Source organism: Ruegeria sp. AE3, from assembly GCF_056542225.1.
Genome location: NZ_JBQFZL010000005.1, coordinates 188588 through 206610, shown reverse-complemented (window position 1 = coordinate 206610; position 18023 = coordinate 188588). Strand labels below are relative to the sequence as shown.

Genomic DNA, 18023 nt, shown 5'->3' with positions numbered 1-18023 from the left:
TCAGATCCTGTTGGGTGCTGGGCCGGTTGATTTGCCAACAACCAGTTCCGCCTCAAGCAACCTGGTCTTGACCGGATCGTCAGGCGATTTGATCCTCTCAATCAACATCTCGGCGGCCAGCTCTCCTGCATGCCGCACTGAGGACCGCGTTGCTGTAAAGATGGGCACATCCTGTCCGTTTTTGAGATAAGAGAGGTCATCATCATGCGCGATGACCGAGACATCCCGGCCAATTCGCAGCCCTGCCTCGTCCAGCGCCCGTCTCACACCAATCGCCGAAATCATCGAGGATGCCAGAATGGCGGTTGGTGGATCGTCCAGTTGCAGCATATCGCGGGTTTCATGATGGCCGTAGACCTCGGTCATTTCGGCGCTGCGCATTAATTGTGGGTCCGGGATCAAGTCCGCCTGTTCCAGCGCTTGTAGGTATCCGGCACGACGGCGCTGTGCGAAATCCATATCCTCAAGCCCGTTAATCAGGGCAATCCGGCGGTGACCCAAGTCGATCAGGAACTGTGTTGCGCGCCGAAAGGAGCTTTTGTTGTTCACATCGATCCAGTCATACTCTGCATCTATCCCGGTCGAACGACCGTGTACGATAAATGGTACCGCCATCCGGTTTAGCAGATCGATGCGACGCTCGTTGACCTTGGGGCCTTGCAAAACGACGCCATCCACGGCCCCGCGCTGAAACAAGCTGCGATAGGCCCCTTCGATCGAAGTGTCATCCGCGGTGGTGAACATCATGTCGTAGCCGTTCGCAGAGTATGTCCGCGCAGCGCCGGCGACAAAGTCGCCGAAGATCGGGTTCACCATCTCGTGCTGGGACGAACTAGGGATGACGTGCCCGATCACCATGGACTTGCCAGTCGCCAGACCTTTGGCGCGACTGTTTGGCCGATAGCCATGCTTGTCTGCAGCGGCCTGCACGCGCACACGAGTCGCCTCGTTCACCTCTGGATAGCCGTTCAGCGCGCGACTGACCGTTGTCTGCGAAAGACCGAGAATCTCAGAGAGCTGCTTTAGGTTCATATGTTCAAAGCGCCTTCAAATGGATGCTCACTTGTTTTGTTGTGATTTTTTGCTTCCGTCAACCCGTTTTGGCAAAGAGGTCAATAGCGGCAATAATTGAGGGGTAGAAACGATATGTTGACAGAATCTGATTGCCAGCAGATAAAGTGCAACATCCAAAGCGCTTTGAAAATCTTGCAATGCGCAGATATTACTGGGAGGAGATTTCATGAAACACGCGCTTTATGCAGGTGTGGCCACATTCGCCCTGATGGCGGGAACAGCTCAGGCTGATAAGGTTACCGTGTTCGGGCCATGGCTGGGCCCGGACCAGGAAAACGTCGAAGCGGTTCTGGATGGCTTTGCAGCCGCGACAGGCCACGACTACGCGTATGTTGGTTCAGATAGTTTCGAGCAGCAGATCAGGATTGATGCAGAGGCAGGCTCGGCGCCGAATATAGCCGTTTTCCCGCAGCCTGGTCTGGCGGCGGATATGGCCAAGTCGGGTTTTCTGACACCGTTGGGCGACGGCACCGCTGATTGGGTTCGTGACAATTACGCAGCTGGACAATCCTGGGTAGATCTGGGCACTTTTCCGGGGCCCGAAGGGCAGGATCACCTTTATGGGCTTTTTTACAAGGTAGATGTGAAATCCCTTGTTTGGTACGTGCCTGAGAATTTCGAGGATGCCGGTTACGAAGTTCCGACCACGATGGAGGAACTGAAGGCTTTGACCGATCAGATCGTCGCAGACGGAGAGACGCCGTGGTGCATCGGTTTGGGTTCAGGTGGTGCGACCGGTTGGCCAGCGACCGATTGGGTCGAAGACATGATGCTGCGCACTCAATCGCCCGAGGACTATGACGCCTGGGTGTCCAATGAAATGAAGTTCAATAACCCGAAAGTGGTCGCTGCCATCGAAGAGTTCGGCGCGTTTGCACGCAATGATGACTATGTTGCGGGCGGGGCAGGTACGGTCGCAACGACCGATTTCCGTGACAGTCCAAAGGGCATGTTCAGTTCGCCACCACAATGTTACATGCACCGTCAGGCGTCGTTCATCCCGGCATTCTTTCCTGAAGGCACGGTTGTCGGTGAAGATGCTGATTTCTTCTACTTCCCCGCATATGAAAGCAAGGATCTGGGTAGCCCGGTTCTTGGCGCCGGCACGCTATGGGCAATCACCAATGACAGCCCGGCTGCACATGATCTGATCGCCTATCTGCAGACCCCCGAAGCACATGAGACATGGATGGCCCTGACCGGCTTCCTGACGCCGCACAAAGGCGTTGATACCTCCGTGTTCTCGGATCCGACGCTCAAGAAGATGAACGACATTCTTCTGGGCGCGACCACCTTCCGGTTTGATGGTTCGGACCTGATGCCGGGCGGCGTAGGGGCCGGCACATTTTGGACCGGTATGGTTGACTATGCTGGTGGAAAGCCCGCTCAGGAAGTTGCTGACGAGATCCAATCTTCCTGGGATTCGCTGGACTAAGCGCGTTAAAACCCGGGCGGTCTGCGCGTCAGGCCACCCCTTTTCCCCTTCGCAACGGAGAGCATGATGCATCCGGCAATTCAGGGCCTGCTGACCATCGCCATAGGCGTATCGGGCTGTGTGGGCTATTTCTTTCTGTCCAACCAGTTTCTGGACAAGGTTCTGTTCCCTGCGCGCGGACCGAATGCCGGCCGCAACATCAACCGCGCGAATATGATCCGGCCTTGGCTGTTTTTGCTTCCGGCGCTTGTAGCGATTGGCCTATATCTGGCCTATCCGGTAGTTGAGACGTTGCGCCTGTCGCTCACGGATCGCATCGCCGGTGGTGGGTATAAGTGGGTTGGTCTCGATAACTACGTCCAGATGGTGGCAGAACCGAAATTCTGGGAAGCCATGCGCAACAATTTGTTCTGGCTGATCGTGGTCCCTGCAATGTCGACTGCATTTGGTCTGTTGGCAGCTCAGCTAACTGATCGGATCCGCTGGGGTAACATCGCAAAAGCACTGATTTTCATGCCGATGGCGATCTCTTTCGTCGGGGCTTCGGTCATCTGGAAACTGATCTACGATGCGCGTCCGGCCGAGCAAGACCAGATCGGGATTCTGAATGCGCTTTATCTGTTCTTTGGTGGGGCCGAGCCGCAAACCTGGCTAACCATTCCGTTCTGGAACAATTTCTTCCTCATGGGGATCCTGATCTGGATTCAGACAGGCTTTGCCATGGTGATACTGTCTGCCGCTTTGCGCGGCATCTCCGAAGAAACCGTCGAGGCGGCGGTTTTGGATGGGGCCAATCCCTTCCAGATATTTTTTAAAATCAAGGTGCCTCAAATCTGGAACACAATTCTGGTTGTTTGGACAACCATCACCATTCTGGTCCTGAAGGTCTTCGACATCGTTTTCGCGATGACCAATGGCCAATGGGAGACACAGGTTCTGGCCAACTACATGTACGACAAGATGTTCCGCGCCAATGATTGGGGCGTGGGTTCGGCATCGGCCATGGTGATCATGTTGCTGGTGACGCCGATCTTGGTCTGGAACATCCGCAACGCACGCCGGGAAATGGAGTAGGGGATGAGCGATATTGCAGGAACCAAACCCGCCCTTAGATGGGTCGTCCAGGCCTCGGTCCTCTTTCTCGTGGTGCTTTGGGTAATACCGACACTTGGATTGTTGATCTCATCCTTTCGCACGGCTGACCAGATCGCGACCAGTGGCTGGTGGAAATCCCTGTTCCCGTCCGAACAAAACCTGACGCTACGCACGGCCGTGCCCAATACGCAAATTCTGAAAAACGGGACGTATGTGATTGAAGGGAACCTGTTCGACGAAGGGCAGAAAGCTACGATCTCAAAGTGGGGTGTCAGCTCCCGCGCGGTGGATGCGTATGAACCCGGTCAGACAGCGGAATTGCGTCGTGGCGGGACTATCACGGTCGATGCAAACGGGAACTACAAAGCGGAAAATGAAGAGGAGTTTACTGGCAGCCGCGGCCCGCGTGTTTTCGTAAGTGCAGAACTTCCACCCGAGTTCACGTTGGACAATTACCACAAGGTTCTCTTGGCCGAGAACAGCACCGACAGTATGGGTCGGGCGTTCTTTAATACTCTCACAGTGACCATTCCTGCCACGATCATCCCTATCCTGGTTGCGGCGTTCGCCGCTTATGCGTTGGCGTGGATGGAGTTCCCGGGCCGCGTGTTGCTGATCGCAGCTATTGTCGGGCTTTTGGTTGTTCCGCTTCAGCTCGCACTGATCCCCTTGCTGAAATTCCATCTTAATATTGGGATCGGCAAAGGGTATCTGGGTGTCTGGATGGCCCACACAGGCTTTGGAATGCCGCTGGCGATTTACCTTCTTCGCAGCTACATGGCCGGACTGCCACGTGATTTGATCGAGAACGCGCGGGTCGACGGGGCGTCTGAGTTCCAGATCTTTACGAAACTGATCCTTCCACTCAGCTTCCCGGCGCTCGCGTCTTTCGCAATCCTGCAGTTCCTGTGGACCTGGAACGACCTTCTGGTGGCCAAAGTCTTCCTGATTGATGCATCAGGTCAAACCACCGTCATGACCAATCGAATTGTCGAACTACTGGGTACAAGAGGGGGCAACTGGGAAATCCTCGCTACCGCTGCGTTTGTTTCGATCATCGTTCCGCTGATTGTTTTCTTCGCGATGCAAAAATACCTGGTCCGTGGCCTGCTGGCCGGATCCGTCAAATAGAGGCGTCTGATGAACGTGCAGAACACTTTAGAACTCTCCAAATCAACCAAAGCAAAGTCAGAGTGGTGGCGCGGTGGCGTGATCTATCAGATCTATCCGCGCAGCTTTCAGGACAGCAATGGTGATGGGATCGGTGACCTGAAAGGGATCACCCAACGTCTGGATTACATTGCGGATCTGGGGGTCGATGCGATCTGGATTTCACCCTTCTTCAAATCTCCGATGAAGGATTTCGGCTACGACGTCAGCGACTACCGCGACGTGGATCCTATGTTTGGCTCGTTGGAAGATTTCCGCGAGTTACTTGATCAGGCCCATGACAAGGGTCTGAAAGTGATGATCGATTTGGTGCTGTCACACACATCTGATCAGCACCCTTGGTTCGGTGAGAGCCGCGCCAATCGGGACAACCCGAAATCCGACTGGTATGTTTGGGCCGACCCTAAACCGGACGGCACACCGCCCAATAACTGGTTGTCTATCTTTGGCGGTTCAGCGTGGCAGTGGGAGCCTCGTCGCCTGCAATATTTTCTGCATAACTTTCTGAGTTCGCAGCCAGACCTAAACTTTCACTGTAACGAAGTGCAAATCGCACTGCTGGATGTGGCTCGGTTCTGGCTGGACATGGGCGTGGATGGTTTTCGCCTGGACACGATCAACTTTTATTTCCACGACAAACATCTGCGGGACAATCCGGCCCTTCCGGTCGAAGAGCGTAATGCATCAATTGCGCCTGCGGTGAACCCCTATAACCACCAGGATCACCTTTATTCCAAAAGTCAGCCCGAGAATATCGCCTTCCTCGAAAGGTTGCGCGCGCTGACCGACGAATATGAAGGCCGTGCCTGTTTGGGTGAAGTCGGTGATGCACAGCGCGGGCTGGAAATCATTGGTCAGTACACCTCGGGCGATCAACGAATGCATATGTGTTATGCCTTCGAGTTTCTGGAAAAGCGTGCGATGACCGCGCCTTATGCAAAGCAGGTCTTTGATCAGCTCGAAGAAAAGGCAGGCGACGCATGGCCATGCTGGGCGTTCTCGAACCATGATGTTGAACGTCATGCCTCGCGCTGGGACCTAAACGATGCGGCCATTCGCCAGCACGCGGTTCTGATGATGTGTCTACGCGGCTCTGCCTGTTTGTATCAGGGAGAGGAACTGGGCTTGCTCGAGGCAGATGTTCCGTTCGAGAAACTACAAGACCCCTATGGCATCGAGTTCTGGCCCGAGTTCAAGGGTCGCGACGGATGTCGCACGCCAATGGTTTGGGCGACGCAGGACGAACATTCAGGCTTTAGCACCGGTGAGCCGTGGTTGCCGGTTAGTACGGCCCAAACGGAAAGAGCCGTTGACCGGCTCGAGGCGAACGACCAATCGATGCTGAACCATTATCGCCGCGCAATCGCCTTGCGCCGCGTCCACCCAGCACTAACTTCGGGTGCGCAGTCCAACATGAAACAGATTGGACCTGTGCTGACTTTCCTGCGTGAGGATGCGTCTGAAGCGGTGTTTTGTGCTTTCAACCTTGGAACGGAAGCTCAGCGGGTCGACTTGCCCTTGGGTGATTGGCGGGTCATCGGGCGGGAACTCGGCGGTAGCGACGGTGCAGGAAGCGTTACGCTGCACCCCGCACAGTTTTGTCTGATGGCTAAGGTCAAGGGGTAAACCATGTCAGAACTCAAACTTACGGATGTCGCGAAATCCTATGGTCCAATCGATGTTCTGAAGCATATCGATCTGGACATCGAAAAGGGCGAGTTGATCGTCTTTGTCGGTCCATCGGGTTGCGGAAAATCAACCTTGTTGCGAATGATTGCCGGGCTGGAAAAGATCACCAGCGGCACCTTGGAGATCGAAGGGCAGGTCATGAATGATGTGCCGCCCGCCCAAAGGGGCATTGCCATGGTGTTTCAGTCCTATGCGCTCTACCCACATTTGACCGTGCGCGAGAACATGGCATTTGCACTGAAGATCGCCAAGATGCCTGCTGCCGAGATCGATGCCGCCGTTGAACGCGCGGCCCAGACCCTTCAACTGGATCCGCTCTTGGATCGTCTGCCCAAGGCTCTGTCCGGAGGGCAACGCCAGCGCGTCGCTATCGGGCGCGCCATCGTGCGAGACCCCCAGGTCTATTTGTTCGACGAACCGCTTTCGAACCTCGATGCTGCGCTGCGCGTTGCAACCCGGATCGAGATTGCGCGCCTGAAAGAGGCGATGCCCGAAAGCACAATGATCTACGTGACCCACGATCAGGTTGAGGCGATGACGCTGGCCAGCCGGATCGTCGTTCTCGCCAACAAAGGCATCGCGCAGGTTGGTACGCCACTGGAACTGTACGAAACGCCGGATAACGAGTTTGTGGCGCAGTTCATCGGATCGCCCTCTATGAATCTGCTGTCTGGCAAAATTTCCAAAACCGGGGATTTGACAGAGGTCACACTTGATGCGGGCGGAAAAGCCGTTTCATCCATTTCGACCACGCCCGAACAAATGGGTTTGCAGGTCAATATCGGGGTACGACCTGAGGATTTCGTTGCCGACGCCGCCGCTGGGTTTCTGGACGGCACTGTCGATTTTGTCGAAGCCCTGGGTGAAGTGACCTTGCTGTATTTTGCCAGCAGGCCGGGGGCTGAGAATATCGTCGCCAAGTTTCCTGGCGTTGAACGAAACCGACGTGGGAAAGCTGTCAAATTGAATGCGGACCCGAGCAAAGTGCATCTGTTTCACAATGGTTTGTCAATGCGGAAATGATGAGGGCTTTGTCGCGAACTTTTGGCCAGGAAGTCTTGGTGTTAATGGCGTTTCGGACTTTGATCGAGGCAGACAGTAACAATTTCATTCAAAGGCGCTCATTTCCCAAGGGACGTGATACTACACGCAGTGTTCTTTTATCTTCGTTACTCAGTGTCCTAGGATCTTTTGCAAAGTTTCTTACTGAACGAAGAGTTGGTACCGAACCCTCTGCTTGTGCCGCCAATGCCGCAATTTGGCGAAACGGACAGATTCCGGGCGTAAGCTGACCTTTGCGGATCATGTGCGTCACTTCGCTGCTCACTTTGCCCGCAAGGCAGACGTCGGACAACTCGTCGATCTCGCAGGTTAAGCGAATGGCCGGTTCGTTGAAGCTGCACCGCAGCGTGGCCAGAGGCGATGAATGACCAGTTTGGGCCGTCCCTGTTTGGGTTTGTGGTTCTCGATGGGTAGAATGCTGCAACTGACCCAATGACCGCGAAGATCCCATAATGAACGATGCTGCAAAGTCTATGAACGGCTGCTGCTATCAGCTTGATCATTGGGGTGCCGCTTTCTATTATGTAATTATCCGAAGAAGAGGAGAGAACTACGATGGACAAACGGCACCGGTAACCCGGAAACCCGCCTACTAGGCGGAACTGCGCCTCGGGCGACCAACGCTCGGACTCCATCGAATTCATACCTTACGGAGCTTTCATGCCCAGATTAAAGAAAAAGACAGCCCTCATAACTGGGGGTGCCCGCGGCATTGGTGCCGCCATCGCAAGCGCCTTCCGCGACGAAGGTGCCGACGTCATCCTGACAGATATCGACGCTAAGACCGGGCAGGCCATGGCCGACCAGATCGGTGCAACTTTCGCGCGCCTTGATGTGGCTTCCGAAGCGGCGTGGGATACGGTTGCAGAACGCTTTCCCGCCCTTGACGTTCTGGTGAACAACGCTGGTATCACAGGGTTTGAAGGGCCGTTCGACGGTGCGCCACCTGCTCATGATCCCGAAAATGCTGCTTTGGCTGACTGGCGGAAGGTCCATACGGTGAACACCGATGGCACATTTCTCGGCTGCCGTTATGCGATCCGAGCTATGCGCGCGAAGGGTGCAGGCAGCATCGTGAACATCTCATCCCGTTCCGGTCTCATCGGCATCCCGATGGCCGCTGCCTACGCGGCCTCGAAAGCCGCTATACGCAACCACACGAAGTCAGTCGCGCTTTACTGCGCCGCGCAAGGGCTGAACATCCGGTGTAACTCTATCCATCCAGCGGCAATCATGACGCCGATGTGGGAACCAATGCTAGGCAACGGTCCGGACAGGGCTGAACGCGAAGCTGCAATGGTGGCAGACACACCCATGCGGCGGTTTGGCGAAGCGAAAGAGGTTGCAGCCCTTGCCGTGCTGCTCGCTTCAGACGAGGCGGCCTACATGACCGGAACAGAACTAACGATTGATGGCGGCATCCTCGCGGGTACTGCTGCAACACCCGGCGATTGATTATAAGGCGGGGCGGGCGATCTTTCGTCCGTTCCCGTGCCTATATTGGGGACATTGCCTCAATCGCAGCGAAATCACGGTTTGTCCGCAAAGCAGTTGCTGGTCGACTACTAGTCGAATATCCACTTTAGGCATGGTTTTTACGATCAGATTGCTCTTGTTAACTTTGGCCTTAAGTTCATCTGGGTATTCTCAGAAGCGCTGTGGTTCGACAAAGGTCAAATCCTGCACCCGCAACCAGCGATACAGAACGGCCCGAAGAAACTGCTTCCGAGGCCGTTTTTTGTTGTCCCAACGCCAACAAGCCGGCCCCCCTGATCAGCCCCACTTGTGTGGTCCAATTTGATTGTTAGTGCATGATTGGCCTTTGGTCCATCTGAACGATGGTTTCCGGGGCCGGTGGTTTATATCCCAGAGCACTGTGCGGGCGTTTAGTGTTGTAGTGTTTCCTCCATTCTTCGATCAATATCTGCGCTTCTTTTAGGCTGTAGAAGACTTCTCCATTCAGGAACTCATCTCTGAACCGCGCATTGAAACTCTCACAGTAACCGTTCTCCCATGGGCTGCCTGGCTCGATGTATGCGGTCTTTGCTCCAACTGCATTGATCCAGTCTTGCACCGCCACGGCAATGAACTCAGGGCCATTGTCGGAGCGAATGTAGCTTGGTACACCGCGCATGATGAACAGGTCACTCAGGACGTCGATGACATCGCCGGAGTTTAGCTTGCGGCCCACACGGATCGCCAAGCACTCCCGGCTGTACTCATCAATGACGTTGAGCGTGCGGAATGCTTTTCCGTCATCCGTTCGACAATGCACGAAGTCATAGCTCCAGACGTGGTTTCGATGCTCCGGCCGCAGCCGAACACACGATACATCATTTAACCAGAGCCGCCCCTTCTTTGGTTGTTTCATTGGCACTTTCAGCCCCTCCCGACGCCAAAGCCTTTCGACGCGCTTGTCATTCACCTGCCAGCCCGCATCTCTCAGCAAAGCCGCGATCCGGCGATAACCGTAGCGGCCATACTGGCGGGCTAATTCTATCATGTCCGCCACCAGGCGCTTCTCGTCTGTTCGACCTTTCGGCAGCTTTCGCTGTGTGGATCGGTGCTGTTTCAGGACACGACACGCCCCCTCTCATCGTTTGCTTTGCAAACGACTGCCGGGCAGCGGGACGTTCTGAGACACGCAGTTTGCGGCGCACATGATTGATGCAGGCACGGCGACGGGTGGGGCTCAGTAGTTTCCCTTGGCCGCCTCCGTCAGGATCAGTTTGTCCAGGGTAAGATCCGAGACGGCCTTTCGAAGACGCTCATTCTCTTTTTGAAGGCGCTTGAGTTCCTTCAACTGATCCGCACCCATTCCGCCGTACTTTTCTTCCAGCGATAATAGGTCTGTTCAACAACACCAATCTGCCGGATTGCATCCAGACGGGACATGCCTTGCCCCATCAATATCTCAACCTGTCGCAACTTCGAGACAATCTCTTCCGGCTTCATCTGCGCAAGCTTGATCTTGTTCGCCATGTGGTTCCTCCGTTTTCTTAACCATAACGGCGGACCACTTCAGAGGGGGACGATCAGGGTTGCAGGTCGGAGTGCTCTGTTCTGACCGTCATCTGCCAGCGGGTCTGGTGTGGACAGACGATGCATCAGCTTTGCAAGATCAGATTGGAATGGCGCCGGAATCGCGGTCACCGAAAAAGTGATGACATTCTGACGCGTTTCCAGAGGCAGAGCGGCCTTGGGCCATTGTAGAATACGTCGGACCGCCAGATTCCAGCCGTTGTCGTACTCCGCCAGCGGGGCGGTCGAACGGTGACGAGAACCTTTCTTCGGGAGGCACAAGGCGTCGATTTTGCAAGGGAAAGGATCACTCCAGACACCGTTGTCTCGGCCGATGAAGTTGCGTACTGGGATCTTCTGGAAACAGACTTCGACATGCAAAGAGTCAATCATTCAGAGGGTTACAGCGTCAGAGGAGTTAATACCAACCTTGCTGAGAGCTTCTTCTCACGGCTTAGACGGATGATTGGCGGATAACATCTGAAGGTCGAAGGAAGATATCTCGATGCATACGCGGCTCATGCGGCTTGGCTCGAGGATCATCGGGAGGAGCGCAATGGCCGCCTGGCAGATTGCCTGATAGGTGGTGCGCTCGCGTCGCCGGTCAGCCGGTCGTGGAAGGGGTATTGGCAACGACGCGCAACGTGACGGCGTCGCCGGCATCCCAGACACACAAACCTTTCTTCTTCTCGATCATCTTGACGAGCTTTCGTCGCTTGGCATGCCGCAGCGCCTGGACGACCTTGAAGACCACCGAGTTTCTGAGCGCTGTATCTGAGATGTTCAGGTTGCGCTCCACCATTACGCGCTTGGCAAGCTCTCGCGTGGTCAGCTCGGCATCGACCCGAAGATGACGGACGCAGATATCCGCGATCTCGCCCTTCTCGAAGAACCCATGGCTCACAATGTACCGGGCACGCCGCCGTTCAGGTGCGGCGAACAGCTCAATTGTCGCGTTCACATGCGCCAGATCGTGCTTCGCATGTGCGATCTGCGCCTCGTATGCTTTAATCTGGCCCAGTATCTCGGCCCGCTTCTCTGTCAGCGTGTGAACAATCAGTGGTTTCGACATGCCGCCATTCCACACGAGATCTCGCCAGCCATCCAGATGGCAATTTGGTGCATTTGCTACCTAAGACCGGAGCGGCTCGTCTCTGAACCTGCCGTTGAAGCTTTCAAAGTATCCGTTCTCCCACGGGCTGCCAAGTTCGACGTAAGCTGTCTTGGCGCCAACGGGAGCGATCCAGTCTCGGACAGCCTGGGCGACAAATTCCGGCCCGTTATCTGAACGTATGAAACTCGGCGCGCCGCGAAGTATGAACAGGTCTGTCAGGACATCGATTACATCGGTTGAGTTCAGCTTCCGCTCGACCCTGATAGCCAAACATTCCCGACTGTACTCATCAACGATGTTCAACGACCGGAAAGCTTTGCCATCATCGGTTCGGCAATGGACAAAGTCATAGGACCACACGTGTTTGCGATACTCCGGCCTAAGCCGAACACAAGACCCATCCACTGCCCGGCAGGGCATTGCGCAGCAATGTCCCGAGAGGGTTCAGCCAGAGCCGCCCTTTCTTCGGTTGTTTCACTGGCACTTTCAGCCCCTCTCGTCGCCGCTCGCCATTGTGCTCGAACCAATGGCGCCTTCAACGGCTCATTTCTTCCGCCAGCGGTAATAGGTTTGCTCAACAACACCAATCTGCCTGATCGCATCAAGACGGGACATCCCTTGCCCTATCAGAACTTCAACCTGCCGTAACTTTAAGACAATCTCTTCGGGCTTTGGTCTCTTGTTTGCCATTCGTGGTCCTCCGTTTCCTAAGCATAGCGGTGGACCAGTTCAGTATGGGAGGTTCAGGTCAAGCCAGGGATCATCGTGCGACCACCACCGTCGATGACCTGCCCCCCTGCGACTGCGACCTCCTCAGTAGTGATTTGTGCAATCAATTTGCCAGAGACCACGACATTGGCGCCATCGATCAGTTCTTCATTCAAACCGTCGAAAACGTTGACGTTGGTAATAACAATGGGCCTGGCAGGTTGATCCTGCGCCCCCGCGATCGACGCCGCGAGGTCAAGAACAGAGGCAATCACGGTTCTACGCGATATGATGCTCACTCCATGTCGAACTTGTATATGGTGCCATCCTTCATGATCATGCCGAAATTCGCCTTCGCATCGCTGATCAGTTGCAGGTCCTCCAGCGGATTGCCGTTGACGAGGATCATGTCTGCATAGGCACCTTCCTCGATTACGCCGAGCGGCCCGAGCGGATAGGGCGTTAGCAGCCCGGACATCTTAAGCAATTCGGCGTTGTCGCAGGTGGCCATCTTCAGCGTCTCGTAGGGGGTAAACCACCGTTCCATCTTCGCCAGCACCGCGCCCTGACGTTTCGCAAGGTCCGCACTGAAGAGCGTGTCAGTACCGAAGGCAATCTTCAGGCCCAACTCCTTGGCGGTGCGGTAGACGAAATCGGTTCCGTCAGTGACGAACTTGTACTTGGCCTTCTGGAACTCGTTCAGGGCCGGTGCGTCTTCGTCATCGAGGAATGGCTGCATGCTGAGCCAGACATCGTTGTCCTTAAACATCTGCAGTGTTTCGCGAGTCGACATATGCGCGTGCTCAACACTGCGCGCGCCATTTTCGATGGAGTGTCGAACCGCTTCGTCATTGATCGCATGGGTGGTCACATAGGTGCCCCAGGCTTCTGTCGCCTCGACAGCAGCCTTGAATTCTTCATCGGTGAACTGGATGGTGTGGATCGGGTCGTAAGCCGAGGTGACACCGCCGCCCGCCATCAGCTTGATCTGGGTGGCACCCTGCATGAGGTTTTCGCGCGTGCGCTTGAGAACGTCCGGTACGCCGTCCGTGATGTAGAACATGTTGCCTCGCTCGAACGAGTGCAATTCGCCGGCGCCCTGCGGCACATCTCGCGTCATGCGAAAATCCTGATGGCCCGCTGTGATCGATAGCGCGGGTCCCGAGGGAAACACACGAGGTCCGTCGATCAGACCCTCGTTCGTTGCCTTGGCGATGTCGAACATCGGGCCAGCAGTATCACGCACCGTGGTGAAGCCGCGGGCAAGCGCGTTGTTCTGCGCCCTGGCGGCCAGAAGGTTCCAGTACCCCTCGCCGGTCAGTGCCAATTGGGCGATGGTGGCCTCGGCAAAGATCCCGTGCCAGTGGTTGTCGATCAGGCCTGGGATGAGCGTATAACCCTCGGCATCGATCTCGAAAGCGCCTTCCGGTGTCGGGATGTCGCTGCCGATCTTCTGGATCAGCTGGCCAGAGACCAGCACGTCGGCTTCTGACAATTCCTCGTCGCAGCCATTGAATATCCGCGCGCCTCGAATAAGGACATTGTCGAATTTCATTCTGACGTTGGTGGTTTCAATTTCGCCGATTACGCCGGCTGGGACGACCGCATGGTTGGCGTCATGTGCCAGAACGCTGACCGGAGTTGCCGCGAGCGTGGTGCAGAGAAAATAGGTCAACATTTTGTTGGACATGATTGGTTTCCTCATTTTCAGATTTTGGACGAATTTCGTTGTGATTGCACTGGGTAGTTCAGGGGTGGAGTTGTGCCGCGCTGTGAAAATTGCAAATTGAGACGGGGGACCCTTACGGCCCATTTCTGCTCCGCGTAGAACTGTTTCGAGCGCCTGGAGGTGGGGCGGGTTTGAAGTAGGCAGGCAGCAATAAAGTGGACCGGCATCAGAAATTCAGCACCTTGTATCCGACCTGGACAGACCACTCAGCCGGTCTGTCACCGCCGAAGAGAATGCCAGGCTTGATGAACACTTGACCATCGCCGCCAAATGCCTTGCCTGTCAACATGCCTGCAGTCACCTGCAGGCTGCCAAAGGTCGCGTCTGTTTCCCAATCGTGGATGATTGCGGGATCGAATGTCAGGTAGAAACGCGGATTCTTCAGCTTGGGAACATAGTAGAAGTCGATCGTGGTCGTGTTTACATTCTGGCCTTGATCATTCCCGCCCTCCAATCCGAATGTTTGAACCCAGGCTGGGGCGAAAATTGCTCCGTTGTTGAGAAACCAAGCGTAGAAGGCCGAGGTTTCACCGGCAAATTGCCCATACCCGGCGGCTTCGGTTTCCGCTGTGTTCAGAAACAGTTCAAAAGTGAAAGCGGCCCCGTTTTTTTCGGTAAGGTGGAAAACGTCAATGTAGGTTACGCTTATGTCGCCCAATGTGAATTCAACCCCTGGCTCTCCGCCGTAGATGGGGTTTGCGTTGAACGGGCTGTCCGAGCCTGGGACGGTTATCCGGAACGCCCGTTTTCCACCCTCACCGAAAGGTTGCGTGTAGAAGGCCTCGAACAGGCCGGTGTTCAGGTCGGAATTGATCTGGTTGAACTGATACTGGAAGCCAAACTGCGTTGTCAGCAGTGTTGGATTGGTTCCGTTGTTGATCTCGCTGAGGTCTTCCTGAGCAGAAACAGGTTGATTGATCGCGGCAGTAAAGACAGCCGAGATAGCGCCAACTCTGAGCAGTCTTGACATTAGCATCCGGTCCTCTGTCCGGCCCGAAGATTTGCATTCCGCGTAACCCACTTAATTATTCTCCATCTGATGCCGCCGAACTGCCCTGATTATCTTTCGTCTGCCGATGACAATCAGAAGTGAGATACGCCCGAAATTCTATTTTCAGCTCATTCAAAATCTGTTCATATTCTGCCGCGCGAGGCGGAAGATTTTTCCAGCGTATTATGGCTTGTTCGGCTATTTCCATCTCTTCACAGATTGACCGGAATACTGGGTCCTCACGAAACTGAACAACGATCCGCTCACCTTGCTCGGGGTACCAGTCAATCAAATTTTCCAGAAAAGTGTCCATTATCCGTTGTGCTCCTGCCGGACCACAGCATCAAAAGGCGTGGATTAGAACGTTGCTACATGTTGTATACATGCAGTTCGCAGGCCAAAAAAAGTATGGCCAGATGGCTTGTTACTTCTATTTTCTTTTCTTAAGGGTTCTATGGACCAGTGAGGACAAAAGTGACCAGCAGTCATTGGCCGACACGTTTGGAGATGTCCGAAGAGGACATACGTCGACAACTCGAACGAATACTTGACTATAGTGGACTGCAGTCCAGTGCCCGGCGTCGCGAGATGCTGGCATACATTGTCGAGGAAGCCTTGGCGGGTCGCGAGAACGAACTGAAGGCGACCACTATCGCAATCGCGGTCTTCGGGCGTGGGTCTGATTTTGATCAGCAAGCCGACCCGGTCGTGCGGCTCGAAGCCCGAAAGCTGCGCAGGGATCTCGACAACTACTATGTCGGGCGAGGTAGCAATGACCCGATCCGCATTAGTATTCCAAAAGGTCATTACATTCCGAAATTTTCCGCGCGAGAACAGATCGTGCCCGAGGCAGTTCATCCCAGGGCGACTGAGGTTGCCGACCACGAGCAAGTGTCGAAGCCTAATACAAGGTTCTACACTGGACTGGCCTTGCTGGTGGTCATGTGCCTAGTCATTTTGGCCGGATTTGGTTTCTGGTACGAGAGACCTGATAGCCGTGTACCAGCAGTAGCCGAGAGGCCCGACAAAAAAGTTTCCATTCTAGTTGAGGATTTTGAAGTTCGAACGGACGACGCTCTTGTTTCGCTTGTCGCCTCGGGCCTGACCAATGAGCTTGCTGCGGATTTGATCAAGTTTCCGGATCTTGCAGTGCATATTGCATCTGCTCAAGTCGCGCAGGGCTCGGGGACCACGTCGTTCGAAATCCATCAGCCAACCGCTGAGTTTACAGTGACCGGCGACGTTTGGCGCGATGGCGGCGAGTTACTTATCCGAACCAACCTTGTGCGGCGGGATGATTTCGAAGTCTTATGGAGCGAGCGCTATGCCGAGGGCACCAATGGCCAGAGCATAACCGAAATTCAGGACACGATTTCTGCGCAGATCGCTTCGACAATAGGGCAGCAATACGGATATGCGCTCCGCGATGCTCGCACTGACAGACTTGTGGATCGAAACGACCCAACACTGCGAGGGTTTGCGTGTGTCGCGAGTGCACAGATTTACCGCAGAACATACCATCGAGATCAATATCAGGCTGCGCGGGATTGTCTCGAAGCGACCGTTCGCGAGGACCCGGAATACGTTCGCGCATGGGCAATGCTGGCCTACCTGCGCAATGATGCTGCCCGGTTCGGTCATGAGAAAGTGCTTTCAAGAGATGCGGCCTTTGCTCTAGCCAAAGAGGCAGCGGCACGCGCTATCGACTTGGATCCACGGGATACTGACGCGCTTCAGGCGATGTCCCATGTTGAGCAATATGCGGGTGATATGGAGCGCTCGATCGAGTTTGCACAAAGGGCCGTGGAAGTTAACCCCAATGATCCAGCTGCACTGGCCAATCTAGCGATCCGCTATGGAATAGCAGGTCGCTTCGACGAGGGAGTTCCCATTATGCATCGCGCGATAGACCGCTCTGTTGCGCCACCGCCGTTCTACTTTCACCTGCTGGCCGCGGACCATCTGCTTAGAGAGGAATGGGAGGAACTGGCCAAGGATGCGGAACACGCCTCCACTGATGGCTGGTCCTTTGGCCAGGCTTTGCTTGCCATCGCTTACAGCAAACTCTCAAACGAAACAGCCGCACGAGTTGCTCTCAATAGACTGGCTGAGCTCGACCCGCTTCTCTACGAGGACCCCAAAGCATGGCTGGAATCGCATAGTATGAACACGGTTCTTGTCGAAGCCGTTACCAAGGGTTTGTCAGAAGCGCACACTTTTGTTGACGAATGAAAGCCGGGCGTAAAGCTCTTCGGATCTCAGTGGCAGACTCCGAGCTGCTTTTCTGCTGCAGATTTGTACCCTGCCCATCGTGCCTTGAAGCAAACGTAGATTCTCCGTGCTGAGCTTGGATGTGCGGTCGTTACGACGCCAAAGCGCATACACAAGGTAGCATCTCTCTGATGGTTGCATCAAAGCTGAAAGACTGCCGACAGGAAGAACGCTATGGCCGTTCGAACAGTCAATACTATGACAGAAGTTGCCACCGCATAGTTTGCGCGGAACGGACCTTAGCGCAGACCGCAGCGAATGACAGCCTCCTGCCCAAATTGGTCAAGCGTCTGAAGCAGTAAATCCGTGCCTCCAGAAATCTACTTCAAATTGGTTTGTTAGGGATGTGCCTAATTGATGTTCGATAAAGGTCAAATCCTACTCCCGCAACCAAAATATACCTCAATAAACACAATACGCTAGCGTCCAACAGGGCGATTTCCGCGCGTGGGGCATCCTCGCCCGGTGCTACAACGGTGCTACGCCAGAGAGCAAAGATCAGCTATCAAAGCGCACCCATTCTGACGCTCCCTGAAGCCGACTCTTACCCCAACATGAAAACCAACACGCCTCCACCGTCAGTGCTGTCGGCACCGACATGCGGTCCCTCGTTGCTCAAAGCCAAAATAAGAGTGTTGGATCAGGTTGAGTTTCGGGAATTGTA

Annotated in this window: 15 protein-coding genes and 2 pseudogenes; 8 read left to right on the top strand and 9 right to left on the bottom strand. The window is 54.9% G+C overall.

Annotation, left to right across the window (positions count from 1 at the left end; genetic code table 11):
* Positions 1–1032 carry a LacI family DNA-binding transcriptional regulator gene (locus tag ACR0NZ_RS12435; protein ID WP_480495814.1) on the bottom strand — a complete coding sequence of 344 codons (1032 nt, stop codon included), beginning with the start codon at positions 1030–1032 and terminating at the stop codon, positions 1–3.
* A gap of 208 nt (positions 1033–1240) precedes the next feature.
* On the opposite strand from ACR0NZ_RS12435, the gene ACR0NZ_RS12430 reads away from it, so the two are divergent.
* The 6 genes from ACR0NZ_RS12430 (at position 1241) to ACR0NZ_RS12405 (ending at position 8980) form a co-directional block, all read left to right on the top strand.
* Positions 1241–2509, top strand: coding sequence for an ABC transporter substrate-binding protein (locus tag ACR0NZ_RS12430; protein ID WP_480519249.1), 1269 nt, complete (start codon positions 1241–1243; stop codon positions 2507–2509).
* Between the two features lie 66 nt (positions 2510–2575).
* Positions 2576–3583, top strand: coding sequence for a carbohydrate ABC transporter permease (locus tag ACR0NZ_RS12425; RefSeq protein WP_480519247.1), 1008 nt, complete (start codon positions 2576–2578; stop codon positions 3581–3583).
* Between the two features lie 3 nt (positions 3584–3586).
* Positions 3587–4735 (top strand): carbohydrate ABC transporter permease, encoded by a 1149-nt coding sequence (locus ACR0NZ_RS12420; RefSeq protein WP_480519245.1) that lies wholly within the window; start codon positions 3587–3589, stop codon positions 4733–4735.
* 9 nt (positions 4736–4744) lie between these two features.
* Complete coding sequence (locus ACR0NZ_RS12415) at positions 4745–6400, top strand: alpha-amylase family glycosyl hydrolase (RefSeq protein ID WP_480519243.1); 1656 nt, start codon at positions 4745–4747, stop codon at positions 6398–6400.
* 3 nt (positions 6401–6403) lie between these two features.
* A complete protein-coding gene (locus ACR0NZ_RS12410) occupies positions 6404–7486 on the top strand; it encodes an ABC transporter ATP-binding protein (RefSeq protein ID WP_480519241.1) in 1083 nt (360 codons plus the stop codon).
* Positions 7487–8185: 699 nt separating this feature from the next.
* Positions 8186–8980, top strand: coding sequence for an SDR family oxidoreductase (locus ACR0NZ_RS12405; RefSeq protein WP_480519239.1), 795 nt, complete (start codon positions 8186–8188; stop codon positions 8978–8980).
* A gap of 349 nt (positions 8981–9329) precedes the next feature.
* On the opposite strand, the pseudogene ACR0NZ_RS12400 reads toward ACR0NZ_RS12405, so the two are convergent.
* A pseudogene (locus ACR0NZ_RS12400) lies at positions 9330–10480 on the bottom strand (IS3 family transposase).
* Between the two features lie 318 nt (positions 10481–10798).
* Between ACR0NZ_RS12400 and ACR0NZ_RS12395 the strand changes: the two are divergent.
* On the top strand, positions 10799–11023 hold the full coding sequence (locus tag ACR0NZ_RS12395; RefSeq protein ID WP_480519237.1) for a transposase: 225 nt from the start codon (positions 10799–10801) through the stop codon (positions 11021–11023).
* Between the two features lie 127 nt (positions 11024–11150).
* On the opposite strand, the gene ACR0NZ_RS12390 is transcribed toward ACR0NZ_RS12395, so the two are convergent.
* The 7 genes and pseudogenes from ACR0NZ_RS12390 to ACR0NZ_RS12360 all read right to left on the bottom strand — a co-directional run bounded on the left by ACR0NZ_RS12390 (position 11151) and on the right by ACR0NZ_RS12360 (position 15401).
* Complete coding sequence (locus ACR0NZ_RS12390) at positions 11151–11618, bottom strand: hypothetical protein (protein WP_480519235.1); 468 nt, start codon at positions 11616–11618, stop codon at positions 11151–11153.
* A gap of 69 nt (positions 11619–11687) precedes the next feature.
* A pseudogene (locus tag ACR0NZ_RS12385) lies at positions 11688–12162 on the bottom strand (DDE-type integrase/transposase/recombinase); the annotation flags it as partial.
* Between the two features lie 41 nt (positions 12163–12203).
* On the bottom strand, positions 12204–12350 hold the full coding sequence (locus tag ACR0NZ_RS12380; protein ID WP_480519233.1) for a hypothetical protein: 147 nt from the start codon (positions 12348–12350) through the stop codon (positions 12204–12206).
* A 53-nt stretch (positions 12351–12403) separates the two neighbouring features.
* The gene (locus ACR0NZ_RS12375) at positions 12404–12643 is read right to left on the bottom strand and encodes a hypothetical protein (RefSeq protein WP_480519231.1); all 240 of its coding nucleotides are present in this window, start codon (positions 12641–12643) and stop codon (positions 12404–12406) included.
* A gap of 20 nt (positions 12644–12663) precedes the next feature.
* Positions 12664–14058, bottom strand: a complete 1395-nt coding sequence (locus ACR0NZ_RS12370) for a metal-dependent hydrolase family protein (protein ID WP_480494455.1) — start codon at positions 14056–14058, stop codon at positions 12664–12666.
* A 205-nt stretch (positions 14059–14263) separates the two neighbouring features.
* Complete coding sequence (locus tag ACR0NZ_RS12365; protein WP_480519229.1) at positions 14264–15073, bottom strand: hypothetical protein; 810 nt, start codon at positions 15071–15073, stop codon at positions 14264–14266.
* 49 nt (positions 15074–15122) lie between these two features.
* Positions 15123–15401: a hypothetical protein gene (locus ACR0NZ_RS12360; protein ID WP_480519227.1), complete on the bottom strand. Its 279-nt coding sequence runs from the start codon at positions 15399–15401 to the stop codon at positions 15123–15125.
* A gap of 194 nt (positions 15402–15595) precedes the next feature.
* Between ACR0NZ_RS12360 and ACR0NZ_RS12355 the strand changes: the two genes are divergently transcribed.
* Positions 15596–17320 (top strand): hypothetical protein, encoded by a 1725-nt coding sequence (locus ACR0NZ_RS12355; RefSeq protein ID WP_480519225.1) that lies wholly within the window; start codon positions 15596–15598, stop codon positions 17318–17320.
* Positions 17321–18023 lie beyond the last annotated feature (703 nt).